The organism is Streptomyces sp. NPDC102406 (assembly GCF_044765725.1).
Taxonomy (GTDB): Bacteria; Actinomycetota; Actinomycetes; order Streptomycetales; family Streptomycetaceae; genus Streptomyces.
Genome location: NZ_JBIWKP010000006.1, coordinates 214407 through 236416, shown reverse-complemented (window position 1 = coordinate 236416; position 22010 = coordinate 214407). Strand labels below are relative to the sequence as shown.

The window sequence follows — 22010 nt, the reverse complement described above, 5'->3', positions numbered from 1 at the left end:
ACCGTTGTTCCTGGTCAGAGGCCTTCAACCTGCGCGGTGGGTGTGGGATTTGAACCCACGGTGGCTCGCGCCACGACGGTTTTCAAGACCGTTCCCTTAGGCCGCTCGGGCAACCCACCCCGCGCCCCGACAGCCGTACGAACGGCTATCCGTGGCGCGGGACCAGGGTAGCGGGTCCGGCGGCGGGGTCCGTCAGCTGTCGCCCTTGCGCTCTCCGAGGGTGACGTCGGTGGTGTGTTCCTGGCCGCCGCGCGTGTAGGTGAGCTTCACCGTGTCGCCCGGCTTGTGCGTCCAGATCTGGCCGATCAGGGTCGGGCCCGAGTCGATCACCGAGTCGTCCAGCTTCGTGATGACGTCGCCGGGCTTGAGGCCGGCCTTGTCCGCCGGCCCGTTCGCCGTGACCGCGGCGGAGCCGCTCGCGCCCTGCTCGGTGATCTTCGCGCCGCCCGTGCCCTCCTCCAGGGAGACCGAGGCGCCGATCACCGGGTAGACCGGCTGGCCGGTCTTGATGAGCTGCTGGGCGACCATCCTGGCCTGGTTGATGGGGATGGCGAAGCCGAGGCCGATCGAACCGGCCTGGCCCGAGCCGCCGCCCATGCCGCCGCTGGAGGCGGACTGGATGGCCGAGTTGATGCCGATCACGTTGCCGTTGCCGTCGAGGAGCGGCCCGCCGGAGTTGCCCGGGTTGATCGACGCGTCGGTCTGGAGGGCGCTCATGTACGAGGCCTTGCTGCTGCCGCTGCCGTCGCTGGAGGCCACCGGGCGGTCCTTGGCGGAGATGATGCCCGTCGTCACCGTGTTCGACAGGCCGAAGGGCGCACCGATCGCGATGGTCGAGTCGCCGACGGCCACCTTGTCGGAGTTGCCGAGCACGAGGGGCTTGAGGTCGCTCGGCGCGTTCTTCAGCTTGATGACCGCGACGTCGTAGCCCTGGGCGTGGCCGATGACCTCGGCGTCGTACTTCTTGCCGTTGGAGAACGTCGCCGACAGCTTGCCGCCGTCGACGGCCTCGGCCACCACGTGGTTGTTGGTGAGGATGTGGCCCTGTTTGTCGTAGACGAAGCCGGTGCCGGTACCGCCCTCGCCGGTGTTGCCCTCCGCCTCGATGGTGACCGTGCTGGGCAGCGCCTTGGCCGCCACGGCCGCGACGGTGCCCGGGTCGCGCTTGAGGTCGGCGGGGTTGGAGGCGGAGACGGTCGTCGAGCCGGTGCTCGAGTCGTCGCCCCGCTCGGCGGCCCAGTAGCCGACGCCACCGCCGACGGCGCCCGCGATCAGGGCGGCGGCGACGACCCCGGCGAGCAGCCCGCCGCGCCGGTCGCCCGGCTTGGGCTGCGGCTGCTGGTAGGAGGCGCCCCATCCGGAGCCGCCGCCCCCGCCCGCGTAGGACGGGACCGCCGGCGGCGGAGGGGGCCAGTCCCCGGCGGGCGCGGGCCCGCCGTGGCCGGGGTCCGCCTGGGGTGCTCCGTGGCCGACTGCTGCCACGCCCTGGTGCACCGTGTCGTGGCCGCCGCCTTCGGGGGCCTGGGGCGGGGACCCGGCCGGTGCCTGGGCGGGAGCAGCGGGAGCGTCCACCGGCACGGGAGGTGCGGACGGGGCCGGGGGGACCGCAGTGCCCTCGTTCTCGGTGCTCACAGCTTTCTCTCCTCGATCCACGGCTGTCTACGTCGCCGGTCCGGACGGGGTGGCGATCGACGTCGTCCTCGATCGCCGGTCGGTCTCCACAGCGGCGCTTGCCGGCCGCTGCCACCCGCCGTTCCGGGCATGGTCCTGTCACGGTCCAGTTGTGCAGTTGTACGCGGTCAGCTTTTCCCATGGACCGTCAGGGCACCATAAGGCGTTCCTGTGCGTCCGTGGTCATCCTTTATGCCGGGCGAAACGGACGCATCCGCTAGGCCGAACTTTCTCGGTGGCCGGTCGCGCGGTGGCACCATGACGCGGTGACCCACGCACGACAGCAACGCATCCAGGTCGTCGCCCACCGCGGTGCTTCGCAGGACGCCCCCGAACACACGTTGGCCGCGTACAAGAAGGCGATCGAGGACGGTGCCGATGCCCTCGAATGCGATGTGCGGCTCACGGCGGACGGCCATCTCGTCTGCGTGCACGACCGGCGGGTCAACCGTACGTCGAACGGCCGCGGGGCGGTCTCGGCCCTGGAGCTCGCGGATCTGGCCGCCCTCGACTTCGGTTCCTGGAAGGACCTGAAGGACCTGGAGGAGAGCCCCGACTCCGACTGGGCCGGGGGGTCGGCCGACACGTCCGTACTGACCCTGGAGCGCCTTCTGGAACTGGTCGCCGACGCCGGACGCAGGGTCGAGCTGGCCATCGAGACCAAGCACCCCACACGGTGGGCGGGCCAGGTGGAGGAGCGGCTTCTGCACCTGCTCAAGCGATTCGGCTTGGACGCGCCCCCCGCGGACGGCCCTTCGCAGGTACGCGTGATGAGTTTTTCGGCCCGTTCCCTGTCGCGTGTCCGGGAGGCGTCGCCGACGCTGCCGACCGTCTATTTGATGCAGTTCGTCCTGCCCCGCCATCGCGAGGGGCGCCTCCCGGCGGGGGTCGGCATCGCGGGCCCCGGCATCCGGATCGTGCGCAACCATCCCGCGTACATCGAGAAGCTCACGCGCGCGGGGCACCAGGTTCACGTCTGGACGGTGAACGAGTTGGAGGACGTCGACCTGTGTGTCCGGCTCGGTGTCGACGCGATCATCACGAACCGGCCCGCGGCGGTGCTCCGCCACCTCGGCCGGGGGTGATTTCCAGCCACCTTCACGCCGTTTCCTCACAGGGAGTGCCCCGGCGCATTCACTCCGTGTTCGATCGTTACGAGTGCGTCACCGGACGTGGGTTGGCCGGTTTCCGGTCCAGTCCATTGGGGCATCCACACCGTGGCGTGGGGCAAAGGAGGTCTCGGGGGTGGCGTTGGTGGTGGCACAGGAGGTGCCGGCGTCGTCGAGCATGGCCGTTCCCCATGGCCCTGCGGGCGTGGGCGAAGCACGACACATGATGCGTGACCAGCTACGCCGTAGCGGGGTGTCGGACACGGTGGTGGACGATGCGGTTCTGATCCTTTCGGAGCTGCTCAGCAATGCCTGCCGGCACGGCAGGCCGCTGGGCGGCGACATGGCCGGCGACGGGAGCGTGAAGGTCGCGTGGCAGGTGGACGACCGGGGTTGTCTGACGGTCGAGGTGACGGACGGAGGCGGCCCGACCCGGCCGGTTCCGGCCACTCCGTCGGTGACCGCGCGCGGTGGCCGCGGGCTCAACATCATCACGGCCCTGGCCGACGACTGGGGCGTACGCGACGACGCGTGCGGTGAGGTCACGGTCTGGGTGGTCGTGCACAAGGACGTGCACGCCGAGGCGGACACACATCGGCGCGACGACTTCGCGGCCCGTATCGCCGCCCCGTCCGCCGCGGAGCTGGTGGGCCTCGATCTCGCGGACGTCCTGGACGACGCGGGCTGAGCGACGACCGGCGCGATCCCGACCCTCGCCGGGGAAGACCTCCCCGGCGAAGACGTCGCCGGGGAACGCCTTGCCGGGGAACAACCTTGCCGGGGGACACCCTTGTCGGGGACCGGCGGCACTGCATCACATCCTTGTCGGTACGAGCGGCTAGGCTCGCGCCCGTACGTACGAGAGCCGTATCCGGGAGACGTCCAAGATGGCCAAGAAGCGCCCGCAGACCAAGGGCAAGCCGCAAGTCACCAGTGGAGAGATCCCGGTTGTCGGTGCCCGCGAGCCCTGCCCCTGCGGCAGTGGCCGCCGCTACAAGGCGTGCCACGGCCGGGAGGCCGCCCACGCGGTGACCGAGCTGGTGCAGCGCCCCTTCGAGGGTCTGCCGGGTGAGGGCGACTGGGTCGCGCTGCGCGAGCTGGTGCCCGCGGCGACGGTCGAGCTGCGCCTTAAGGACGAGCTGCCCGAGGACGTCCCCTCGGTCACTCTGGCCACCGTGCTGCCCATGGCGTGGCCCGCGCTGCGCCGTGACGACGGCTCGGTCCTGCTGGGCCTTCAGAACGACACGTCGTCGGGTGACATCAGCCGCGATCTCGCCGACACCCTGCAGCGCGCGCTGACCACCGAGCCCGGCAGCCCGGTGCAGGCGCGCCGTGCGCCCGCCGACGGCCCGCGCCTCCAGGACCTCCTCGACCCGAACGGCACTTTCGAGCCGGTCGTGCACACGGGTTTCGAGTTCTGGGTGCCGGACGCGGAGAACGCCTCGGGTGAGGTCGCCGCCTCCCTGGAGCGGGCCAACGCCGCGGCCATCCCGACCGTGAAGCTCACCGGCGTGGACAGCGCCTACTGGTGCGAGACGCCCGACAAGAACCACCTGCGCTGGGTCATGCCGCACCCGGAGGAGAAGCTGCTCGACGCGCTCGCGCGGCTGCACGCGGCGGGCGCCTCCTCGCTCGGCGAGGGCACGCGCCTCGTCGGTTCGTTCCGTGCGCACGGGCTGACGGTTCCGGTGTGGGACCTGCCCAGCGCGGTGAAGGCGGAGGACGTCGAGAAGCCGGCCGCCGAGTTCGCCGAGCGGCTCGCCGCCGCGCTGGACACGGACGCGCCGCTGACCGCGGAGGAGCGCCGCGCGCGCGGGGGCCTCACCAACCGACAGGTGACACTGAGCTGACATAGCGGGCATGCCGGACAGGGCTCGACCGGGTCGAACGACCGTCCGCAGAGGCCCGTACAACCGTTCCGGAATCCGTGACTCCGGTCACAACTCCCAGTAGTTGCAGGTAAATCCATGTCCGAATAGAAGAGATCGAATTTGCTAACTGCCGATCTCTTGTTACCGTTCAAGTAGCCCGGTTGCTGGTGCATCCCCCGTCGCCAGCAACCGGGCGCTTTCATGCGCGCGTCCGCTCGACGAGCCTCAACGCCCGTACGCGGGCGCCGAGTTGCTCCCCGACCGCAGCAGCAGCGGCCCGTCGTCGTCCGTCGCGTACTCCGCCACGGCGGCGTATTCCGCGGGCTCGCCCAGGGTCCGTCCACGCGGTGTCTCACACAGGCCCGGCTCGTCCTCGGCGCCCACCGCGCAGGTGATCCGCACCGTGCGCCCGCCGGGCGCCATCAGGGTCAGAACGGCGCTCAGTCCGCCGCCCGTGGTGTTCCGGTAGTACGTACGCGCCCAGGTGCTCCGCCCCCGGCGCAACACGCAGGTCTGCGCTTCGATGCCCTCGGGGGAGGTGAGCTGCGGACCGCACTGCGGGCTGTCCGCGCCGCCGTTCGCCACACCGTCCCCCCTGCCGTTCGCACTGCCGTCCGACGCGTCGCCCTCCGTCGTGATGCCGGCCTCGTCAGCCGTCGCACCCGACCCGGACTCCGTTCTCGGTTCCGCCTCGGGCCCTGACCCCGTCCTCGGCTCCGACCGGCGCGCGTCCGCGTCGCCCACGGGCCCCGCGGACGCGCCCGTCAGCGGCAGCGCGGCGGCGAGCACCACCGCGGTGAGGAGTCCGGACAGCCGAAGGCGGGAAGGGGCCCGCCTGCCCTGCTCGAACCCGTGCGGGACCTTGGGGAGTGGGGGCGCGGCAGGCATGCGCCGAACATAGCGGCGCACACCCGTCGCGGCGGCGCGCCGCGCGCCCGATGGCGTTACAACTCGGGCGCGCTCACACCCGTACGAGTGAGTGCGTCCACGGCCGCGCCGACCACGGCCTCCACATCGGGTGTCCAGGGCGCCGCGGAACCGGGCAGCGGCGCGCGCTCCCAGCGGACCTGGCCCGCACCCGTCACGGACGGCGGCAGGGCGAGGTAACCGCCCTCGCCGTGGAAGCGGAGCGAGCCGGGCACGAAGTCCTGCGCGTACAACAACTCGCCGAGCTGCTCCAGGGAGTACGGCGCGACGAGGATCGCCAGCCGCTCCGGGGTGGCGATCACCGGGCCGAGCCGGACCTCGGCGCGGTCGAGCGCGGCGAGCGCGCGGGCGCCCGCGACCGCGGGCAGGCTCACGGCGCAGGGCGCGCGCCCGCCGGACGCTCCGGCCGAGGCGCCGGTGGCGAGGACGATCGGCGCCTGCGGCCGGTTGGTCCACCACCAGCGGATCATGCGCTCGTCGGTCGTCGCCGCCAGCAGGCCCGGGTCGAAGGGGTGGGCACCGGGCACGGAGCACTCCGGGTCGGGGCAGGCGCAGCGCACACCGTCGCGACGTCCCGCCGCCGCGAGCGCTATGCCTGGCAGAACCGGCCACTGCCATGCCGGCCCGAACGTGAGGGCTGCGCTGATCAGGTCGGACTTCCCGCTGTCACGCCTGGACAGGAGCTTGCGTCGCCTTCCGGGGATCTCGCGCATGAGCGCTCGTTCCTTTCCGTTGACCGAAGAGAACGCTGTGGGCCACAACACACCATGTGCCGAACAATCACTGTGCGTACGTGCAGGAACGCTTGACCTCAGCCTGGGCCGTCGGCCTGAGGCAGGGGTAACCCCTATAGTCCGAGCGCCTGCTGGGTCCTTCATAAGCCTGGCGTGGGGTGGCGGCGCCTGGCGTTTGCCGTCCCGCGTACTTCTCGTCGCCTCCCCCACGGGAGGATGGGGCACGGTCGTCGATGGCTATGACGCCCGGGTCCGTCACCAGGTTCCGGATGGATCCCAACTGCCCCTGGTCTTCTCCGAGTACGTACCCACCGCTGCCGCTATGACGCTCTGTCGAACAATGCCAGTCGACCTCAATATGCCGTTCCCCGAGTCGATTTTTGGCCAACATGGAACAGTCTGTTTCAGCACGAGAACGAGACGGAGAGCAGAGATCGCATTACCGCAGAAGTCACTTCAGCACCATGGACACCAGGAATCTCAGCAGGACAATGCTGGACATCCCCTCTCCACTGCGTGTAGATGTGGAGACATTGCTGGCGGCGCAGAACGACATGGGGGTTTGCGATGCTATTGAGCAATATGCGCCGGTCTGAAAGCCGGAAGCCATGACAACCCCGCGCCTGCCGAAAGTGGCTGGAATCGATTCCCCTCCTGGACAGGTGCCCCCTCCCGCCCACACTGTCGCGCCCGCGTCGGCCGCCTCACCGGTCGCTCCCTCACCGTTGGCCCCCGGAGCGGTGATCCAGGACCTGCTCGCGGGCTGGGTCTCCGACCTCACGACCCTGCACGAACTCACGGAACGACTGGCCCGCACGGCAGCACTCGAAGAAGCACTGCACGAACTCCTGCGCGCCGGAGCCGCCCTGGTGGGCGCGCGACGCGGCCTCGTCGTCCTTGAGCCCGGCGACGGGCTCGGCCCGAGCACCACCGTCGGCCTCGGCCTGTCCCGCCCCGACCTCGGCCACATCGAGACGGTGCCGCGCGGCGCGACGTCGTACGGGCGCATCCTCGACGGGTCCAGCACCGAGGACGAGGCCCACGGCGACCTGCTCTCCGAGGACGGGCTCGACCCGCGTCACCGCGAGGTCGCCGCGCGCCTCGGCTACGCGGCGAGCTACGCGCTGCCGCTCGCCACCGACGGGGCGGGCCGGCTCGGCGCGGCGGTCTGGCTCTACGACGAACCCGCCGCCCCCGTCGAACGCCGCCGCCACCTCATCGGCCTCTACGCCCGCTACGCCACCGAGCACCTGGCCCGCCTGCTCGAAATGGAGCGCACGCGCGCGTGGTCGCGCACAGTGGCCGACGAACTGCTGCCCGCACGGCTGCCCCGCGTCCCCGGCGTGCAGCTCGCCGTGCGGCACCGCAGCGGACCGCGAGGCGGCGGCGACTGGTACGACGCCCTGCCGCTGCCCGAAGGGGCGCTCGGCCTCGCGGTCGGCTCCGTCTCCGGGTCCGGCGCGAGCGCGCTCGCCGCCATGGGCCGGTTGCGCGCCTCCCTGCGGGCGTACGCGGTGATGGAGGGCGAGGACCCGGTCGCGGTCCTGTCCGACCTGGAACTGCTGCTCCGGCTGACCGAGCCCGCGCGGAGCGCGACCGCCCTGTTCGCCTACTGCGAGCCCGCGCAGCGCAGGATCGTCCTCGCGGGCGCCGGACACAGCCCGCCCCTGGTGCTCGGTGAGCGCCGCACGGAGTTCGCGGAGACGACGCTGTCCGCGCCGCTCGGGATGCTCGCCTGCTGGGAGGCGCCGAGCCTGGAGTTCACGACCACTCCGGGGGACACGGTGCTGCTGTACACCGACGGCCTCCTGCGCCGCACCGGCGATCCCATGGACCGCGCCTTCGCCCGGCTGCACGCGGCCGCCGCGGGCGTCCCGAAGGCGATCCGCGAGGACCCGGACGCGATCGCCGACCACGTACTGCGCGCGATGCTCCCGGACGGGCTCGACGCGGCCGACAGCGACGAGGACGTGGTGTTGCTCGCGGCCCGTTTCGCGTAGGCGCACCCGCACACCCGGTAAGAGGCCCTCCGGCCCTGGACCCCCTTCCGTACGCTCGTACGATGGAGGGGGTCCACTGCCATATCAGGCCATATCCCGGCCATTCAACGGACCCGCGTCGAGGAGGAACCGTGTCGGAGGAGCTCACCCCGGAGAACCCGGAGATGCCGGAGGCCCCTGAGGGCGACGAGCCCATCAAGCAGCGCAAGAACGGCCTCTATCCCGGTGTGTCCGACGAGCTCGCCGAGAACATGAAGTCCGGCTGGGCCGACACCGAGCTGCACGACCTGCGGCCGATCGCCCAGGCCGCGGAGACCGCCGCCCGCCGCGCCGCCCTGTCCGCCCGCTTCCCGGGCGAGCGCATCGTGGTGCCCGCGGGCAACCTCAAGACCCGCTCGAACGACACCGAGTACGCCTTCCGCGCCTCCGTCGAGTACGCCTACCTGACCGGCAACCAGACCGAGGACGGCGTCCTCGTCCTCGAACCCACGGCGGACGGCCACCGCTCGACGCTCTACCTCCTGCCGCGTTCGAACCGGGAGAACGGCGAGTTCTGGCTGAGCGGCGACGGCGAGCTGTGGGTGGGCCGTCGGCACTCCCTGGCCGAGGCCGCGAAGCTGCACGGCATCCCCACCGCCGACGTGCGCGAACTCACCGACAGGCTGCGCGGGGCGAGCGGCCCGGTGCGGGTCGTGCGCGGCTACGACGCCGGTGTCGAGGAGGCGCTGACCGACAAGGTCACCGCCGAGCGCGACGACGAGCTGAAGACCTTCCTCTCCGAAGCGCGGATCGTGAAGGACGCGTTCGAGATCGGCGAGCTCCAGAAGGCCGTCGACTCGACGGTGCGCGGCTTCGAGGACGTCGTGAAGGTCCTCGACAAGGCCGAGGCGACGAGCGAGCGCTACATCGAGGGCACGTTCTTCCTGCGCGCCCGCGTCGAGGGCAACGACATCGGCTACGGCTCCATCTGCGCGGCGGGCCCGCACGCCTGCACCCTGCACTGGGTCCGCAACGACGGCCCGGTCCGCTCCGGCGACCTGCTGCTGCTCGACGCCGGTGTGGAGACGCACACGTACTACACCGCCGACGTGACGCGCACCCTGCCGATCAACGGCACGTACAGCGAGATCCAGCGCAAGATCTACGACGCCGTGTACGCCGCCCAGGAGGCCGGTATCGCGGCCGTCAAGCCGGGCGCCAAGTACCGCGACTTCCACGACGCCTCGCAGCGTGTGCTCGCCGAGAAGCTCGTCGAGTGGGGTCTGGTCGAGGGCCCGGTCGAGCGCGTCCTGGAGCTGGGGCTCCAGCGCCGCTGGACCCTGCACGGCACCGGGCACATGCTCGGCATGGACGTCCACGACTGCGCGGTCGCGCGGACCGAGACGTACGTGGACGGCACGCTGGAGCCGGGCATGGTGCTCACCGTCGAGCCGGGCCTCTACTTCCAGGCCGACGACCTGACCGTGCCCGAGGAGTACCGCGGCATCGGCGTGCGCATCGAGGACGACATCCTCGTCACCGAGGACGGCAACCGGAACATGTCGTCCGGCCTGCCGCGCCGGGCCGACGAGGTCGAGGCGTGGATGGCACGTTTGAAGGGCTGATCCTCGGCATAGAGCGCTGAGCGGACAGACGCGGACGGACGCGGTCGGGCGGGGTCGTGGCCACGGTGGTTCACGGCCCCGTCCGCGCGCGTGGGTGCGGGGGTCACACCGCCAGGAGCGGGGTGTCCTCCCGCCATTTCAGGATCTTGTCGAAGCTGACCACGGTGCCCGCCCTGCCGGGTTTGTTGTCGACGCGCACGTGGTCGGTGAGTTCGTGGATGAGGCAGAGACCGCGGCCGTTCTCGGCGTCCATCGGTGCCTGGCGCGCTGGCGCGCGACCTCGGTGGACGGAGATGCCCGGCCCTGAGTCGGCCACCTCGATGCGGCACTTCTCGCCGTCCAGGTATGCGGTGACCCGGTAGGCGCCCGACGCCCCGCCCGTGGCCGCGCCGCCGCCGTGCTCGACGGCGTTCGCACACGCCTCACTGAGCGCGAGCGACAGGTCGTAGGAGATGTCCGGGTCGACACCCGCGGTCTCCATGGTGCCGATGAGAAGGCGCCTGGCGAGCGGAACGCTCGCGGCTTCGCGCCGCAGATGCAGAGACCACCAGATGCTCATGCTCCAGCCTCCCGGCCGCGGCTCGACATACCGATACGTATTGCCGCCCGCGCCCGCGCGCAATCGCTCGGCCCCCGTGATGCCGCCCAGATGGCCGACGCGGGAGCGGCACTCCGCGCGGTAGGGGAGATTTTGGACCTTGCGGACCTGCCGTACGGGACGGGCAGGGCCAGTGGGATGATGACCCCGCCATGTCTGCCCCCCACCAGCGCCAGGCGCGCAGCGCGGCCGGTCTCCGGCTGCTGAGGGCCGCGGTGTTCGCCGCGGTCTGCGTCGTGCTGTCCGCGGCGGGGCACGTGCTCGGTTCGACCGCCACCGTCCCCCTGTGGACGCTGTCGCTCGGCTTCCTCGCCGTCTTCTGTCTGTGCGTCCCGCTGGCCGGCCGCGAGCGGTCGCTGCCGGGCATCGCCCTGACGCTCGGGGCCGGGCAGATCGGTCTGCACAGCCTCTTCGCCCTCGGGCAGCACGGCCCGATGGCCATGGGTTCCACGGAACCGTCCGTCATGGAGCGGGCCGCGCGGCTCATGTGCGGGGCGGGCGCCTCGGCGCTCAGCCCGGTGCAGGCGCAGCGGATCCTCGACCAGGCGCGCGTGCCGTCCGGTTCCGCGGCCGGGGCGCACCACGACATGGCGGCCGTGGCGGGGTCCTCGATGCCGCTGCTGCCCTCCCTGCCGATGTTCCTCGGGCACCTGCTGGCCGCGGTCGGCGCCGGGTGGCTGCTGCGCCACGGCGATCTCGCCCTCGGCCGCATCGCGCGGCTCTCGAAGCTGTCGGCGCAGGGGGTCGTGGAGGGGGCGCCGATCCGTTCCCTGCGGGCGGCTCTCGCTCTCGTACGCCTGCTGCGGGCGGGTCTTCCCGGGGCGCCCGGGCCTCTTCCGCGTGCGGACCGCGCCGGGTTCCCGGCCCTGCCCGCCCTGCGGACGGCGGCACTTCAGCACTTCGTGATCCGGCGTGGGCCGCCGACCGTGGCCGACGCGTTCCTTCTCGCCGCCTGACACAGCATCCGAACTCCCGCGCGCCCGTGTGGTTCCGCTTGGGGTGAGGCGTGCTGTGCGGACGCGCGCCCCTCACCCTTTGCCGGATCCCGCTGAATGTGGAGTTCTCTGTCATGAAGAAGATGTCCCGCGCCGCTCTCGTCGGTGCCGCCGCCGTCTCCTCCGTCGTCCTCGTGTCCGCCCCCGCCTTCGCGCACGTGAGCGTGCAGCCGGAGGGCGTGGCCGCCAAGGGCGGTTACGCCGTGGTCGACTTCAAGGTGCCGAACGAGCGCGACGACGCCGCGACCACCAAGCTCGAGGTCAGCTTCCCGACCGACCACCCGCTCGCCTCGGTGATGCCGCAGCCGCTGCCGGGCTGGAAGGCGCAGGTCACGAAGTCGAAGCTCGACAAGCCGCTGGAGATGCACGGCGAGAAGATCACCGAGGCCGTCTCCAAGGTCACCTGGACCGCGACCGGTTCCGGCGCGGACAAGGGCGTCCAGCCGGGCTACTTCCAGAAGTTCCCGGTCTCCATCGGCGCCCTGCCGACCGACGCCGACGCACTCGTCTTCAAGGCGATCCAGACGTACGACAACAAGGAGGTCGTGCGCTGGATCGAGCCGCAGCAGGAGGGTCAGGAGGAGCCGGAGAACCCGGCGCCCACCCTCGCCCTGACGGCCGCCGCCGACGACGAGCACGGTGCGGCCGGCGCCGCCCACGACAAGGACGGCGAGGACGGCAAGGAAGGCGAGACCCAGTCCGCCGCGGCCTCCACCTCGTCGGACAGCTCCGGCAGTGACACCACCGCCCGCGTCCTCGGCATCGTGGGCATCGTCATCGGCGCCGCGGGTGTGGCGTTCGGCGTGCTCGCGGGCCGTCGGCGTACCACTGGCTGACCCCCTCCATGGCGGGTGCCGGGGTCGCGGTGGGCGACCCCGGCACCCGCCGGCACCTTTCACCTCTGGGACGTTTTTCCTATGCGCAAGACCATGCAGAGCAGCAAGACCAGCAACCGTACGAAGAGGGGCCGCAAGGCCCTGCTCGCCGCCGCCGGACTGGTCACGGCGGCCACCCTCACCCTGACGGCCTGCGGCGGCGGTGACGACAAGGGCGGCGGTTCTGTCGCCGACGTGTCCACCGAGGCCGGTGCACAGCAGGCCGCGACCGTTCTCGACAAGCCCTTCGATAAGCCGGACCTGGTCCTCACCGACACGCACGGCAAGAAGTTCGACCTGCGCGAGCGGACCAAGGACAAGCCGACCCTGATCTACTTCGGTTACACGCACTGCCCGGACGTCTGCCCGCTGACGATGAGCAACATCGCCGTCGCGAAGAAGGCGCTGCCCAAGGCCGAGCAGGACAAGCTCCAGGTCGTCTTCGTCACCACCGACCCCGACCGTGACACCCCGGCCGTGCTCGGCAAGTGGCTCAAGGCGCAGGACCCCGACTTCATCGGCCTGACCGGCGACTTCGCGACCATCCAGGGCAGCGCGCGCACGCTCGGCATCTCCATCGAGCCGACGGAGAAGGACAAGAACGGCAAGCTCGTGTCGATGCACGGCACGCAGGTCATCGCCTTCTCGCCGAGGACGAACGCCGGGTACGTCCTCTACGGCGAGGACGCCACCGTCGACGACTACACCAAGGACCTCCCCAAGCTCATCAAGGGGGCCCGGCCGTGAGGCGCACCCCGGCGGCGCTGGGCGCCATGGCGCTGGCCTGCGGGCTCGCGCTCACCGCGTGCGGGTCGTCCGACAGTTCCGGTGACACACCCCAGGTGAAGGTGGAGGGCGCCTTCATCCCCGAACCGGCCTCCGGTGACATGGCGGCCGGGTTCTTCGTCGTCCGCAACAGCGGCGGCGCGGACACCCTCTCCTCCGTCAGCAGCGCCATCGCCGGCCGCGTCACCCTGCACAGCACCGACAACGGGGTGATGAAGGAGCAGAAGTCCTTCACCGTGCCCGCGAACGGCGACCTCGACTTCGAACGGGGCGGCAACCACCTCATGTTCGAGAACCTGAAGCGGAAGCCGAAGGAGGGCGACAAGGTGTCGGTGGAACTGCGTTTCGCCAAGACCGGCACCGTCACCGTCTCCTTCCCGGTGAAGGCCGCCACCTACAACCCGACGGCGCACGCGTCGCACGCTTCACATTGAAGGGGCTGACCCGTACGTGAAGACCATCGCTCCCCGTTTCCGCCACCTGGTGCTGCTGTTTCTCGCCGTCACCGGCACGCTCCTGGCCGGTGCCGCCCCCGCGTCCGCGCACGCCGCGCTGACCGGGAGCGCCCCCCAGCAGGGAGCGGTGGTCCAGACGGCGCCCGAGCAGGTGTCACTGACCTTCTCCGAAGACGTCGCCATGTCGAGCGGTTCGGTACGCGTGCTGGACCCCGCGGGCAAGCGCGTCGACAGCGGCAAAGTCGGCCACCCCGGCGGCACGACCTACACGGTGGGCCTCCACTCGGGCCTGCCGGACGGCACGTTCACGGTGGCCTACCAGGTCGTGTCGGCCGACAGCCACCCCGTCTCCGGCGCCTTCACCTTCTCCGTCGGCGCCCCCTCCGCGACCTCCGCGGTCCTGGGTGACCAGAACGCCGGCGGGGGCGTCGTCGGCGGCCTCTACGGCGTCGCCCGCTATGTCTCGTACGCGGGTTTCATCCTGCTCGTGGGCGGCGCCGCGTTCGTCCTCGGCTGCTGGCCGCGCGGCGCCGGGCTCAAGCCGGTGCAGCGGGTCGTCGTCGGTGGCTGGACCGCTCTCACCGCCGCCACCCTCGCCATGCTGCTGATGCGCGGCTCGTACACCGGCTCCGGCACGGTCGGCGACATCTTCGACATGACGCTGCTCGGTCAGGTGCTCCAGACGAAGACGGGCGCCGCGCTCACCTCCCGTCTTCTGCTGCTCGCCGCGGCCGCCCTCTTCATCGCGGTGCTTTTCGGCGCCTATGTGAAGAGGACCGAGGAAGGCGACGAGAAGGAGGCCAAGGACCTCACGTTCGGGCTCGCCATCGGCGGGGCCGTCGTCGCGGCCGGGCTCGGCGCGACCTGGGCCATGGCCGAGCACGCCTCGACCGGTATCCAGGCCGGGCTCGCCATGCCCGTCGACGTCCTGCACTTGCTGGCCGTGGCCGCGTGGCTCGGCGGCCTGACGACGCTGCTCGTCGCGCTGTACCGGGCGCCCTCCATCGAAGGGTCGGCGGTGCGCCGCTTCTCGCGGGTGGCGTTCGGCGCTGTCGTGACCTTGGCCGTGACCGGGCTCTACCAGACGTGGCGCCAGGTCGGCTCCTGGTCGGCGCTGACCGGGACGCGCTACGGGCAACTGCTGCTGCTCAAGGTCGGGCTCGTCGTCGTACTCGTCGGCATCGCCTGGACGTCCCGCCGGTGGACCGGCCGGCTCTCCGAGCGACTGGCCCCCGAGGCCGCCGCCGCGGCCGTGGTGGAGCAGCGTACGTCCGCGCGGAAGAAGCCGCTGGTGGTGGGCGCCGGTGCCCAGGGCGACGACGCCGAGGCGGGCGGTGTCGGCGGCGACGAGACGGACGCGGGTGACGGCGACGGGCTCGACGGCAAGGAAAGCGGCTCCCGGACGAGCGGAGGCTCCAAGGACAGCGGCGACGGGGACAGCGGTGACGAGGACAGCGGCAGCGCGCGGGGCGGCACCGCCGGCAGCGACAAGGGCGGCGACAGCGAGGCGGACGATCCCGTGCGCGCCGCTCAGCTCGCCCGCCAGCGCGCCGCCGTCGCCGCCACCCGCGAGAAGCGCGTCCGCGACGCCGATCCGCACCGCTTCGGCCTGCGCCGCTCGGTACTCGCCGAGGCGGGCGTCGCGGTCGTCCTGCTCGCCGTGACCACCGTGCTGACGTCGACCGAACCGGGCCGCACCGAGGAGCAGGCCAAGTCCGCCACCTCCGCCGCACAGACCCAGTCCGGGCCGCTGTCCCTGAAGATGCCGTTCGACACGGGCGCCCCCGACGGCAAGGGCAGGATCCTGCTCGACCTCGACCCCGGTCGTACCGGCACCAACGAGATGCACGTCTATGTGGAGCGGCCGAACGGCAAGGCCTTCGACGTCCCCGAGGTGAAGGTCGCCCTCACCCTGGAGGCGAAGAAGATCGGCCCGCTGCCCGTCGTGCCCGACCGTATCGCCACGGGACACTGGAGCGCGAGCAACGTGCAGGTCCCTGGGGCGGGCGACTGGAAGATCGCCGTGACCGTGCGCACCTCCGACATCGACCAAGTGACCGTCACCAAGAACGCGAAGATCGGCTGAACCACCATGGCTGACACCGAAAGCCGTACGGCTCCGCAGGCGGACTCCGCGCCCGCCGCGGGCATCACCCGACGCCGTCTCATCGGGACGGCGGGCGCCACCGGCGTCGCCCTCGGTGCCGTCGGCGCGGGCGCGGGATACGCGGTGGCCTCCTCGGACGCGCCCGAGCGGCAAGCCGCGTTGACGTCTCTCGGCACGGACGAGGTGATGTTTCACGGGAAACATCAGCCCGGCATCACCACGCCCATGCAATCCTGCGGCCATCTCGTCGCGTTCGACCTGGCCGCGGGGGCGGGCCGCAAGGAGGCCGCCGCCTTGTTGCGCCGCTGGTCGGCGACGGCCGAGCGGTTGATGGCGGGCAAGGCGTCGGCGTCCGACGACACGGACGTCGCCCGGGACGCGGGCCCCTCCTCCCTCACCGTCACCTTCGGCTTCGGCCACAGCTTCTTCGCCCGTACGGGGCTGGAGAAGCAGCGCCCGACGGCGCTCGACCCACTGCCGGACTTCTTCTCCGACCACCTCGACAAGGCGCGCAGCAACGGTGACCTGTGGGTCCAGATCGGCGCCAACGACTCCCTCGTCGCCTTCCACGCGCTGCGCGCGCTCCAGAAGGACACGGGCGGGGCGGCGAAGGTGCGCTGGCAGATGAACGGCTTCAACCGCTCGCCCGGCGCCACCGGCCACCCCATGACGACCCGCAATCTGATGGGCCAGATAGACGGCACCAACAACCCGAAACCCACCGACCCCGACTTCGACAAGCGCATCTTCGTGCCGGGGTCCGGGGCGGGGTCCGGCACGCCCTCGGGCTCTCCCGCGTGGATGGCTGACGGCTCGTACGTCGTCGTACGGCGGATCCGGATGCTCCTCGACGACTGGGAGAAGCAGTCGAGGGCGGCGCAGGAGGACGTGATCGGGCGGACGAAGTCGACCGGCGCCCCGCTGACCGGGGGCGACGAGACGACCGAGCCCGACCTGGAGAAGACGGACGCGAACGGTGACCTCGTCGTCTCGATCAACGCGCACGCCCGCATCAGCCGCCCCGACCAGAACGGTGGCGCCGCGATGCTGCGCCGCCCGTTCTCCTTCCACGACGGCTTCGGCCCGGACGGCACCCCGGACGCCGGGCTGCTGTTCATCTGCTGGCAGGCGGATCCGCTGCGCGGCTTCGTACCGGTGCAGCGCAAGCTCGACCGCGGTGACGCCCTGTCGCGGTTCATCCGGCACGAGGCGAGCGGGTTGTTCGCGGTGCCGGGCGGCGCGCGGGAGGGCGGTTACGTGGGGCAGGAGCTGTTGGAGGGCTGAGAACGCGTCTTCGAGCGCCGCGGCTTGTCCCGTGCGGGAGGCGCGGGACCTCGGGACACGTCCACGAGACGCCCCGGACAGGGGCCACTAGGGTGACCCCATGCCAGCCAGCTACGCGTATCTCGGTCCTGAGGGCACCTTCACCGAAGTCGCTCTGCGTACGCTCCCGGAGGCGGCTACCAGGGAACTTATCCCCATGGTGTCCGTGCCCGCGGCGCTCGACGCCGTCCGCGGCGGCGAGGCCGAGGCCGCGTTCGTGCCGATCGAGAACTCCGTCGAGGGCGGCATCACCACCACCCTCGACGAGCTGGTCGCGGGCGAGCCGCTGATGATCTACCGCGAGGTGTTGCTCAGCATCACCTTCGCGCTGCTCGTGCGCCCCGGCACGAAGCTCGGCGACATCAAGACGGTCACCGCGCACCCCGCCGCCCAGCCCCAGGTCCGCAACTGGATGAAGGCCCATCTGCCCGAGGTGACCTGGGAGTCCTCGGCATCGAACGCGGACGGCGCCCGCCTCGTGCAGGAGGGCCGCTACGACGCCGCCTTCGCCGGGGAGTTCGCCGCCGCGCGCTACGGGCTCGAACCGCTGGTCACCAAGATCCACGACGCGGAGAACGCGCAGACCCGGTTCGTCCTGGTCGGCAGGCCCGCCCGGCCCGCGGCTCCGACCGGCGCGGACAAGACATCGGTGGTCATCTGGCAGTTCCACGACCACCCCGGCGCACTCATGGAACTGCTCCAGCAGTTCTCGATCCGCGGGGTCAACCTGATGCTGTTGCAGTCCCGGCCCACCGGCAAGGGCATCGGTGACTACTGCTTCGCCATCGACGCGGAGGGCCACATCTCGGACCGCCGGGTGGCGGAGGCGCTGATGGGCCTGAAACGGGCGTGCCCGCAGGTGCGCTACCTCGGTTCGTACCCGCGGGCCGGTGTGGCCCCCGAGGAGGTGCGTCCGCTGCGGACCGGGACGTCGGACGACGAGTTCGTGGCGGCGTCCGACTGGCTGGCCCGCTGCCAGGACGGCCGGTTCTAGCGGCTTCACTCACGGCGTCGCCCTGCCCGATCGCAGTTCTCCACCGCTCGGTACGGCTGGTCGCCAGCACGACACCCGGTCCGACCAGCGGATTGTCTCCATCCACAAAAGTTATCCACAGGGCGCTTCTCGACCTGGGGACAAGTCGACAGGAAGGCGTGACATGGTCGACAAATCGCCCTACAGCCCCCAAGTGGGTCCACAGCCCCACACGTCACCCGTCGTCCACTCTTTTGCCTTGATCAACTCTTTGGAGTGAAGCATTTACACCCGAAAGTGAGCATGTAGCGGGTTTGGAACGTGAATCCTTCGCGATACATGCGGCTTTCGGAACGATCTCTTCCGGTGTCCACAGATCTTCCTCACAGCCTGTGGATAACTGCCCAGAGCCTCACCCTCCTGTGGACAACGAAGCCTCAAGTCCCGGCCGCCGCAAGGGAGTCGGGTCAAGCCCTCACTGCGTATCTGCCCTTCGGGGGAAAGCGGGGGATTTCATTGACGGGCACCCGACCGGCACTCAAGCGTTTCTCATCGATCTTTTTCGGTCCCGTTCTGCCCTTAATTCGCATTCCGTCAAATAGGGCATAAAGCTACACAACGGATATCGGGTCGAGAGCCGGAACCCCGCACCGGTAGCCTGGAGGGGTGATTGACCTTCGCCTGCTCCGTGAGGACCCCGACCGTGTTCGCGCCTCCCAGCGCGCCCGTGGAGAGGACGTCGCGCTCGTCGACGCCGTCCTGTCCGCCGATGAGCGGCGCAGGTCGTCCGGGCTCCGCTTCGACGAACTCCGCTCCGAGCAGAAGTCGCTCGGCAAGCTGATCCCCAAGGCCTCGCCCGAGGAGAAGCAGGAGCTGCTGAAGAAGGCGGGCGAGCTCTCCGGAGCGGTGAAGGCCGCCGAGGCCGACCAGCGTGAGGCCGAGGAGGAGACCCAGCGTCTCGCCCTCCGGCTGGGCAACATCGTGCACCCCGACGTCCCGCGCGGCGGCGAGGAGGACTTCGTCGTCCTGGAGACGCACGGCACGATCCGCGACTTCGGCGCCGAGGGCTTCGAGCCCAAGGATCACCTGGAGCTCGGCGAGGCGCTCGGCGCCATCGACGTCGAGCGCGGCGCGAAGGTCTCCGGCTCGCGCTTCTACTACCTGACGGGCATCGGCGCGCTCCTCGAACTCGCGCTGGTGAACGCGGCGATCGCGCAGGCCACCGAGGCCGGCTTCACGCCGATGCTGACCCCGGCCCTGGTGCGCCCGCGCGCCATGGAGGGCACCGGCTTCCTCGGCCAGGCCGCCGAGAACGTGTACCACCTGGAGAAGGACGACTACTACCTCGTCGGCACCTCCGAGGTCGCCCTCGCCGGGTACCACATGGACGAGATCCTCGACGCGGACCAGCTCCCGCTGCGCTACGCCGGCTTCTCCCCCTGCTTCCGGCGCGAGGCGGGCACGTACGGCAAGGACACCCGCGGCATCTTCCGCGTGCACCAGTTCGACAAGGTCGAGATGTTCTCGTACGTCGCTCCCGAGGACGCGGAGAACGAGCACCAGCGCCTCCTCGACTGGGAGAAGCAGTGGCTGACCGGCCTCGAACTGCCCTTCCAGGTGATCGACGTCGCCACGGGTGACCTCGGCTCCTCGGCCTCGCGCAAGTTCGACTGCGAGGCGTGGATCCCGACGCAGGGCAAGTACCGCGAGCTGACCTCAGCGTCGAACTGCGACGGCTTCCAGGCGCGCCGCCTGTCGATCCGGATGCGCGACGGTAAGAAGGTCCAGCCGCTCGCCACCCTGAACGGGACGCTGTGCGCGGTGCCCCGCACGATCGTCGCCCTCCTGGAGAACCACCAGCAGGCCGACGGTTCCGTGCGCGTGCCCGAGATGCTGCGGCCGTACCTCGGGGGACGCACCACTCTTGACCCCAAGTAACCGCAGCCTGGAGCCGATCACCAAGTGAGCCATCCCGCTCCCCCCGCCCCCGCCTTCCCGTACAGGCTCGTCGCGACCGACCTCGACGGAACGCTGCTGCGTCCCGACGACACGGTCTCCGAGCGGACGCGCGCGGCGATCGCCGCGGCCGGCGCCGCGGGCGCCGCGCACATCATCGTGACCGGCAGGGCCGTGCCCTGGACCCGCCACATCCTCGACGACCTCGGCTACGACGGTCTCGCGGTGTGCGGGCAGGGCGCGCAGGTCTACCACGCGGGGGAGCACCGGCTCCTCACGTCGGTGACGCTCGACCGGCAGCTCGCCGGGCTCGCGCTCTCCAAGATCGAGGCGGAGATCGGCCCGCTGGCGCTGGCCGCGAGCCGCGACGGGCTGGACGGCAAGGTCATCGTGGGTCCCGGCTACCGGGAGGGGGAGGGCCATCTGCCGGCCGACCCGTTCACGGACGTCGCGGAGCTGTGGGCGGCGCCCCTCAACAAGGTGTACATCCAGCACCCGGGGCTGAGCGACGACCAGCTCGCGGAGGTCGCCCGCACCGTGGCCGGTGATCTGGTGGGCGTCACGATGGCGGGCGAGGGCATCGTGGAGCTGCTCCCGCTCGGCCTCTCCAAGGCCACGGGTCTTTCGATCGCGGCCCGGCGCCTGGGGGTGAAGCCCGCCGAGACGATCGCCTTCGGCGACATGCCCAACGACATCCCGATGTTCGCCTGGGCCGCCCACGGCGTGGCGATGTCCAACGCGCACGAGAGCCTGAAGGCCGTGGCGGACGAGGTCACGGCGTCGAACGAGGACGACGGCATCGCGGTCGTGCTGGAGCGCCTGCTGGGCTGAGGTCGCTGCGGTGACCCGACCGCCCGGCAGGGGGCGCGGGTCGCTTGCGGAGGATGCGCGGATCGAACGCGCGCGGGGTGTCACCCCGACCACGGCTTAGCAAGCCGGTGCCTTTCCACTCGGCCAATCCTCCGGGTGGGCGGCCCGCGTGCCGCCTGAGGACACGCGCTCGAAGCGGCCGCCCCGGGCAACACCCCTGGGGCGGGGCTCGACGGAGCGAGTGGCTACTCCGGAGCCTGCCTCGGGCTGCCCCGCAGGGAGCTCGACGGACTGCTGACGGACATCGTCGCGCTCCTCTCCCGGTGGACGGGCGCCGGTGTTCGGCCGACGCGGTGTGACGACAACTACTCTGCGCCTGCGGCCCGTTCGACGCCACCGAATTAACCGGGGGGTACGCGTCGGTGGCGCGACGAGCGTGCGGGCGGCCCGCCCCGGCAGTCGTCGGCGCGGGCCCGGAGGACGGTTCCTACTCCTCCCCCGCCAGCTTCAGGGACCGCAGCCGCTGACCCGCGTACCAGGTCGCCAGTACGGTCACGGCCACCAGCAGCACCGTCGCGGCGGGCAGCCCCACGTCCGAGGTGACGAGGTCGCCGCCGGCCACCTTGTGCGCGACGGCGAGCGACCACTGCTGCACGCTCAGGGTGCGGGCCCCGGCGACCAGGGAGCCGAACAGCGCCTCCCACACGAGGGCGTAGACGAGGCCGAAGACGACCGCGTGGCGCGTCACCGTGCCCAGCAGCAGGAAGATCGCGGCGTACGCGATGGAGGCCACCAGGGCGGCGATCGTGTAGGCGACGGCGATCTGCTGCCCGTTCCCGTTCAGGATCAGGCCCGCGATCAGCGTCGGGACGGCCGAGAACACCATGGTCACGGCGACGGCCACGATGAGCTTCGTGAAGATGATCGTGGGCCGCTTGACCGGCTTGGACAGGAGATAGACCACGGACCCGTCGTCGATCTCGGGGCCGATGGCGCCCGTACCCGCGATGACGCCGATGAGCGGCACCATCGTGGCGAGCGCGAAGCCGCCGAGGACGTCGGACGCGGTCTGGTCGTCGGCTCCGGTGAGGCCGCGCACCAGCGCGGAGATCACGACGAGCAGCACGGGCAGCGCGAAGAGGATGAGGGCCCGGCGACGGCCGAGCAGGGCCCGGTAGGTAAGCCGGGCGACAGTGGGGTCGTACATCAGTGGCCT

19 protein-coding genes and 2 tRNA genes are annotated in these 22010 nt (G+C 71.1%); 14 read left to right on the top strand and 7 right to left on the bottom strand.

The features are described 5' to 3' along the window. Positions 1–34 precede the first annotated feature (34 nt). Positions 35–119: transfer RNA gene (locus ACIRF8_RS25090), tRNA-Ser, on the bottom strand. Positions 120–192: 73 nt separating this feature from the next. Continuing rightward, a complete protein-coding gene (locus ACIRF8_RS25085) occupies positions 193–1632 on the bottom strand; it encodes a S1C family serine protease (protein WP_404217886.1) in 1440 nt (479 codons plus the stop codon). 305 nt (positions 1633–1937) lie between these two features. Between ACIRF8_RS25085 and ACIRF8_RS25080 the strand changes: the two genes are divergently transcribed. The 3 genes from ACIRF8_RS25080 to ACIRF8_RS25070 all read left to right on the top strand — a co-directional run bounded on the left by ACIRF8_RS25080 (position 1938) and on the right by ACIRF8_RS25070 (position 4630). Further along, positions 1938–2756 (top strand): glycerophosphodiester phosphodiesterase, encoded by an 819-nt coding sequence (locus ACIRF8_RS25080; RefSeq protein ID WP_404217884.1) that lies wholly within the window; start codon positions 1938–1940, stop codon positions 2754–2756. Positions 2757–2829: 73 nt separating this feature from the next. Next, a complete protein-coding gene (locus ACIRF8_RS25075) occupies positions 2830–3468 on the top strand; it encodes an ATP-binding protein (protein ID WP_404217882.1) in 639 nt (212 codons plus the stop codon). Between the two features lie 199 nt (positions 3469–3667). Further along, complete coding sequence (locus ACIRF8_RS25070; protein ID WP_404217880.1) at positions 3668–4630, top strand: DUF5926 family protein; 963 nt, start codon at positions 3668–3670, stop codon at positions 4628–4630. Positions 4631–4876: 246 nt separating this feature from the next. On the opposite strand, the gene ACIRF8_RS25065 is transcribed toward ACIRF8_RS25070, so the two are convergent. Both ACIRF8_RS25065 and ACIRF8_RS25060 read right to left on the bottom strand, forming a co-directional pair. Continuing rightward, complete coding sequence (locus ACIRF8_RS25065; RefSeq protein ID WP_404217877.1) at positions 4877–5539, bottom strand: hypothetical protein; 663 nt, start codon at positions 5537–5539, stop codon at positions 4877–4879. A gap of 56 nt (positions 5540–5595) precedes the next feature. After that, on the bottom strand, positions 5596–6291 hold the full coding sequence (locus ACIRF8_RS25060) for a bifunctional DNA primase/polymerase (RefSeq protein WP_404217875.1): 696 nt from the start codon (positions 6289–6291) through the stop codon (positions 5596–5598). A 629-nt stretch (positions 6292–6920) separates the two neighbouring features. Here ACIRF8_RS25060 and ACIRF8_RS25055 point away from each other — a divergent pair. Together ACIRF8_RS25055 and ACIRF8_RS25050 are read left to right on the top strand one after the other, a co-directional pair. Then, a complete protein-coding gene (locus tag ACIRF8_RS25055; RefSeq protein ID WP_404217872.1) occupies positions 6921–8312 on the top strand; it encodes a PP2C family protein-serine/threonine phosphatase in 1392 nt (463 codons plus the stop codon). 131 nt (positions 8313–8443) lie between these two features. Continuing rightward, entirely contained in the window at positions 8444–9916 is a 1473-nt protein-coding gene (locus ACIRF8_RS25050) for an aminopeptidase P family protein (RefSeq protein WP_404217870.1), read from the top strand. A gap of 103 nt (positions 9917–10019) precedes the next feature. Here ACIRF8_RS25050 and ACIRF8_RS25045 read toward each other — a convergent pair whose 3' ends face one another. Continuing rightward, on the bottom strand, positions 10020–10475 hold the full coding sequence (locus tag ACIRF8_RS25045) for an ATP-binding protein (protein WP_404217868.1): 456 nt from the start codon (positions 10473–10475) through the stop codon (positions 10020–10022). Between the two features lie 191 nt (positions 10476–10666). Here ACIRF8_RS25045 and ACIRF8_RS25040 point away from each other — a divergent pair, with 191 nt between their 5' ends. The 9 genes from ACIRF8_RS25040 (at position 10667) to ACIRF8_RS25000 (ending at position 20815) form a co-directional block, all read left to right on the top strand. Beyond that, on the top strand, positions 10667–11470 hold the full coding sequence (locus tag ACIRF8_RS25040) for a hypothetical protein (protein ID WP_404217866.1): 804 nt from the start codon (positions 10667–10669) through the stop codon (positions 11468–11470). A 113-nt stretch (positions 11471–11583) separates the two neighbouring features. Then, a complete protein-coding gene (locus ACIRF8_RS25035) occupies positions 11584–12345 on the top strand; it encodes a YcnI family protein (protein ID WP_404217864.1) in 762 nt (253 codons plus the stop codon). An 81-nt stretch (positions 12346–12426) separates the two neighbouring features. Next, positions 12427–13131 carry an SCO family protein gene (locus tag ACIRF8_RS25030; protein ID WP_404217862.1) on the top strand — a complete coding sequence of 235 codons (705 nt, stop codon included), beginning with the start codon at positions 12427–12429 and terminating at the stop codon, positions 13129–13131. Continuing rightward, entirely contained in the window at positions 13128–13604 is a 477-nt protein-coding gene (locus ACIRF8_RS25025; RefSeq protein WP_404217860.1) for a copper chaperone PCu(A)C, read from the top strand. Before ACIRF8_RS25030 ends, ACIRF8_RS25025 begins: the two co-directional genes overlap by 4 nt. A 16-nt stretch (positions 13605–13620) precedes the next feature. Next, positions 13621–15711, top strand: coding sequence for a copper resistance CopC/CopD family protein (locus ACIRF8_RS25020; RefSeq protein ID WP_404217858.1), 2091 nt, complete (start codon positions 13621–13623; stop codon positions 15709–15711). Positions 15712–15717: 6 nt separating this feature from the next. Beyond that, complete coding sequence (gene efeB, locus ACIRF8_RS25015) at positions 15718–17016, top strand: iron uptake transporter deferrochelatase/peroxidase subunit (RefSeq protein WP_404217856.1); 1299 nt, start codon at positions 15718–15720, stop codon at positions 17014–17016. Between the two features lie 100 nt (positions 17017–17116). Continuing rightward, positions 17117–18049 (top strand): prephenate dehydratase, encoded by a 933-nt coding sequence (gene pheA, locus ACIRF8_RS25010; RefSeq protein WP_404217854.1) that lies wholly within the window; start codon positions 17117–17119, stop codon positions 18047–18049. 645 nt (positions 18050–18694) lie between these two features. Next, positions 18695–19966, top strand: a complete 1272-nt coding sequence (gene serS / locus ACIRF8_RS25005) for a serine--tRNA ligase (protein ID WP_404217851.1) — start codon at positions 18695–18697, stop codon at positions 19964–19966. Between the two features lie 24 nt (positions 19967–19990). Then, positions 19991–20815, top strand: coding sequence for an HAD family hydrolase (locus tag ACIRF8_RS25000; RefSeq protein WP_404217848.1), 825 nt, complete (start codon positions 19991–19993; stop codon positions 20813–20815). 47 nt (positions 20816–20862) lie between these two features. Here the strand turns inward: ACIRF8_RS25000 and ACIRF8_RS24995 are convergent. Both ACIRF8_RS24995 and ACIRF8_RS24990 read right to left on the bottom strand, forming a co-directional pair. Then, positions 20863–20948, bottom strand: a tRNA-Ser gene (locus ACIRF8_RS24995). Positions 20949–21281: 333 nt separating this feature from the next. Continuing rightward, entirely contained in the window at positions 21282–22001 is a 720-nt protein-coding gene (locus ACIRF8_RS24990; RefSeq protein WP_404217846.1) for an ABC transporter permease, read from the bottom strand. Between the last annotated feature and the right edge of the window lie 9 nt (positions 22002–22010).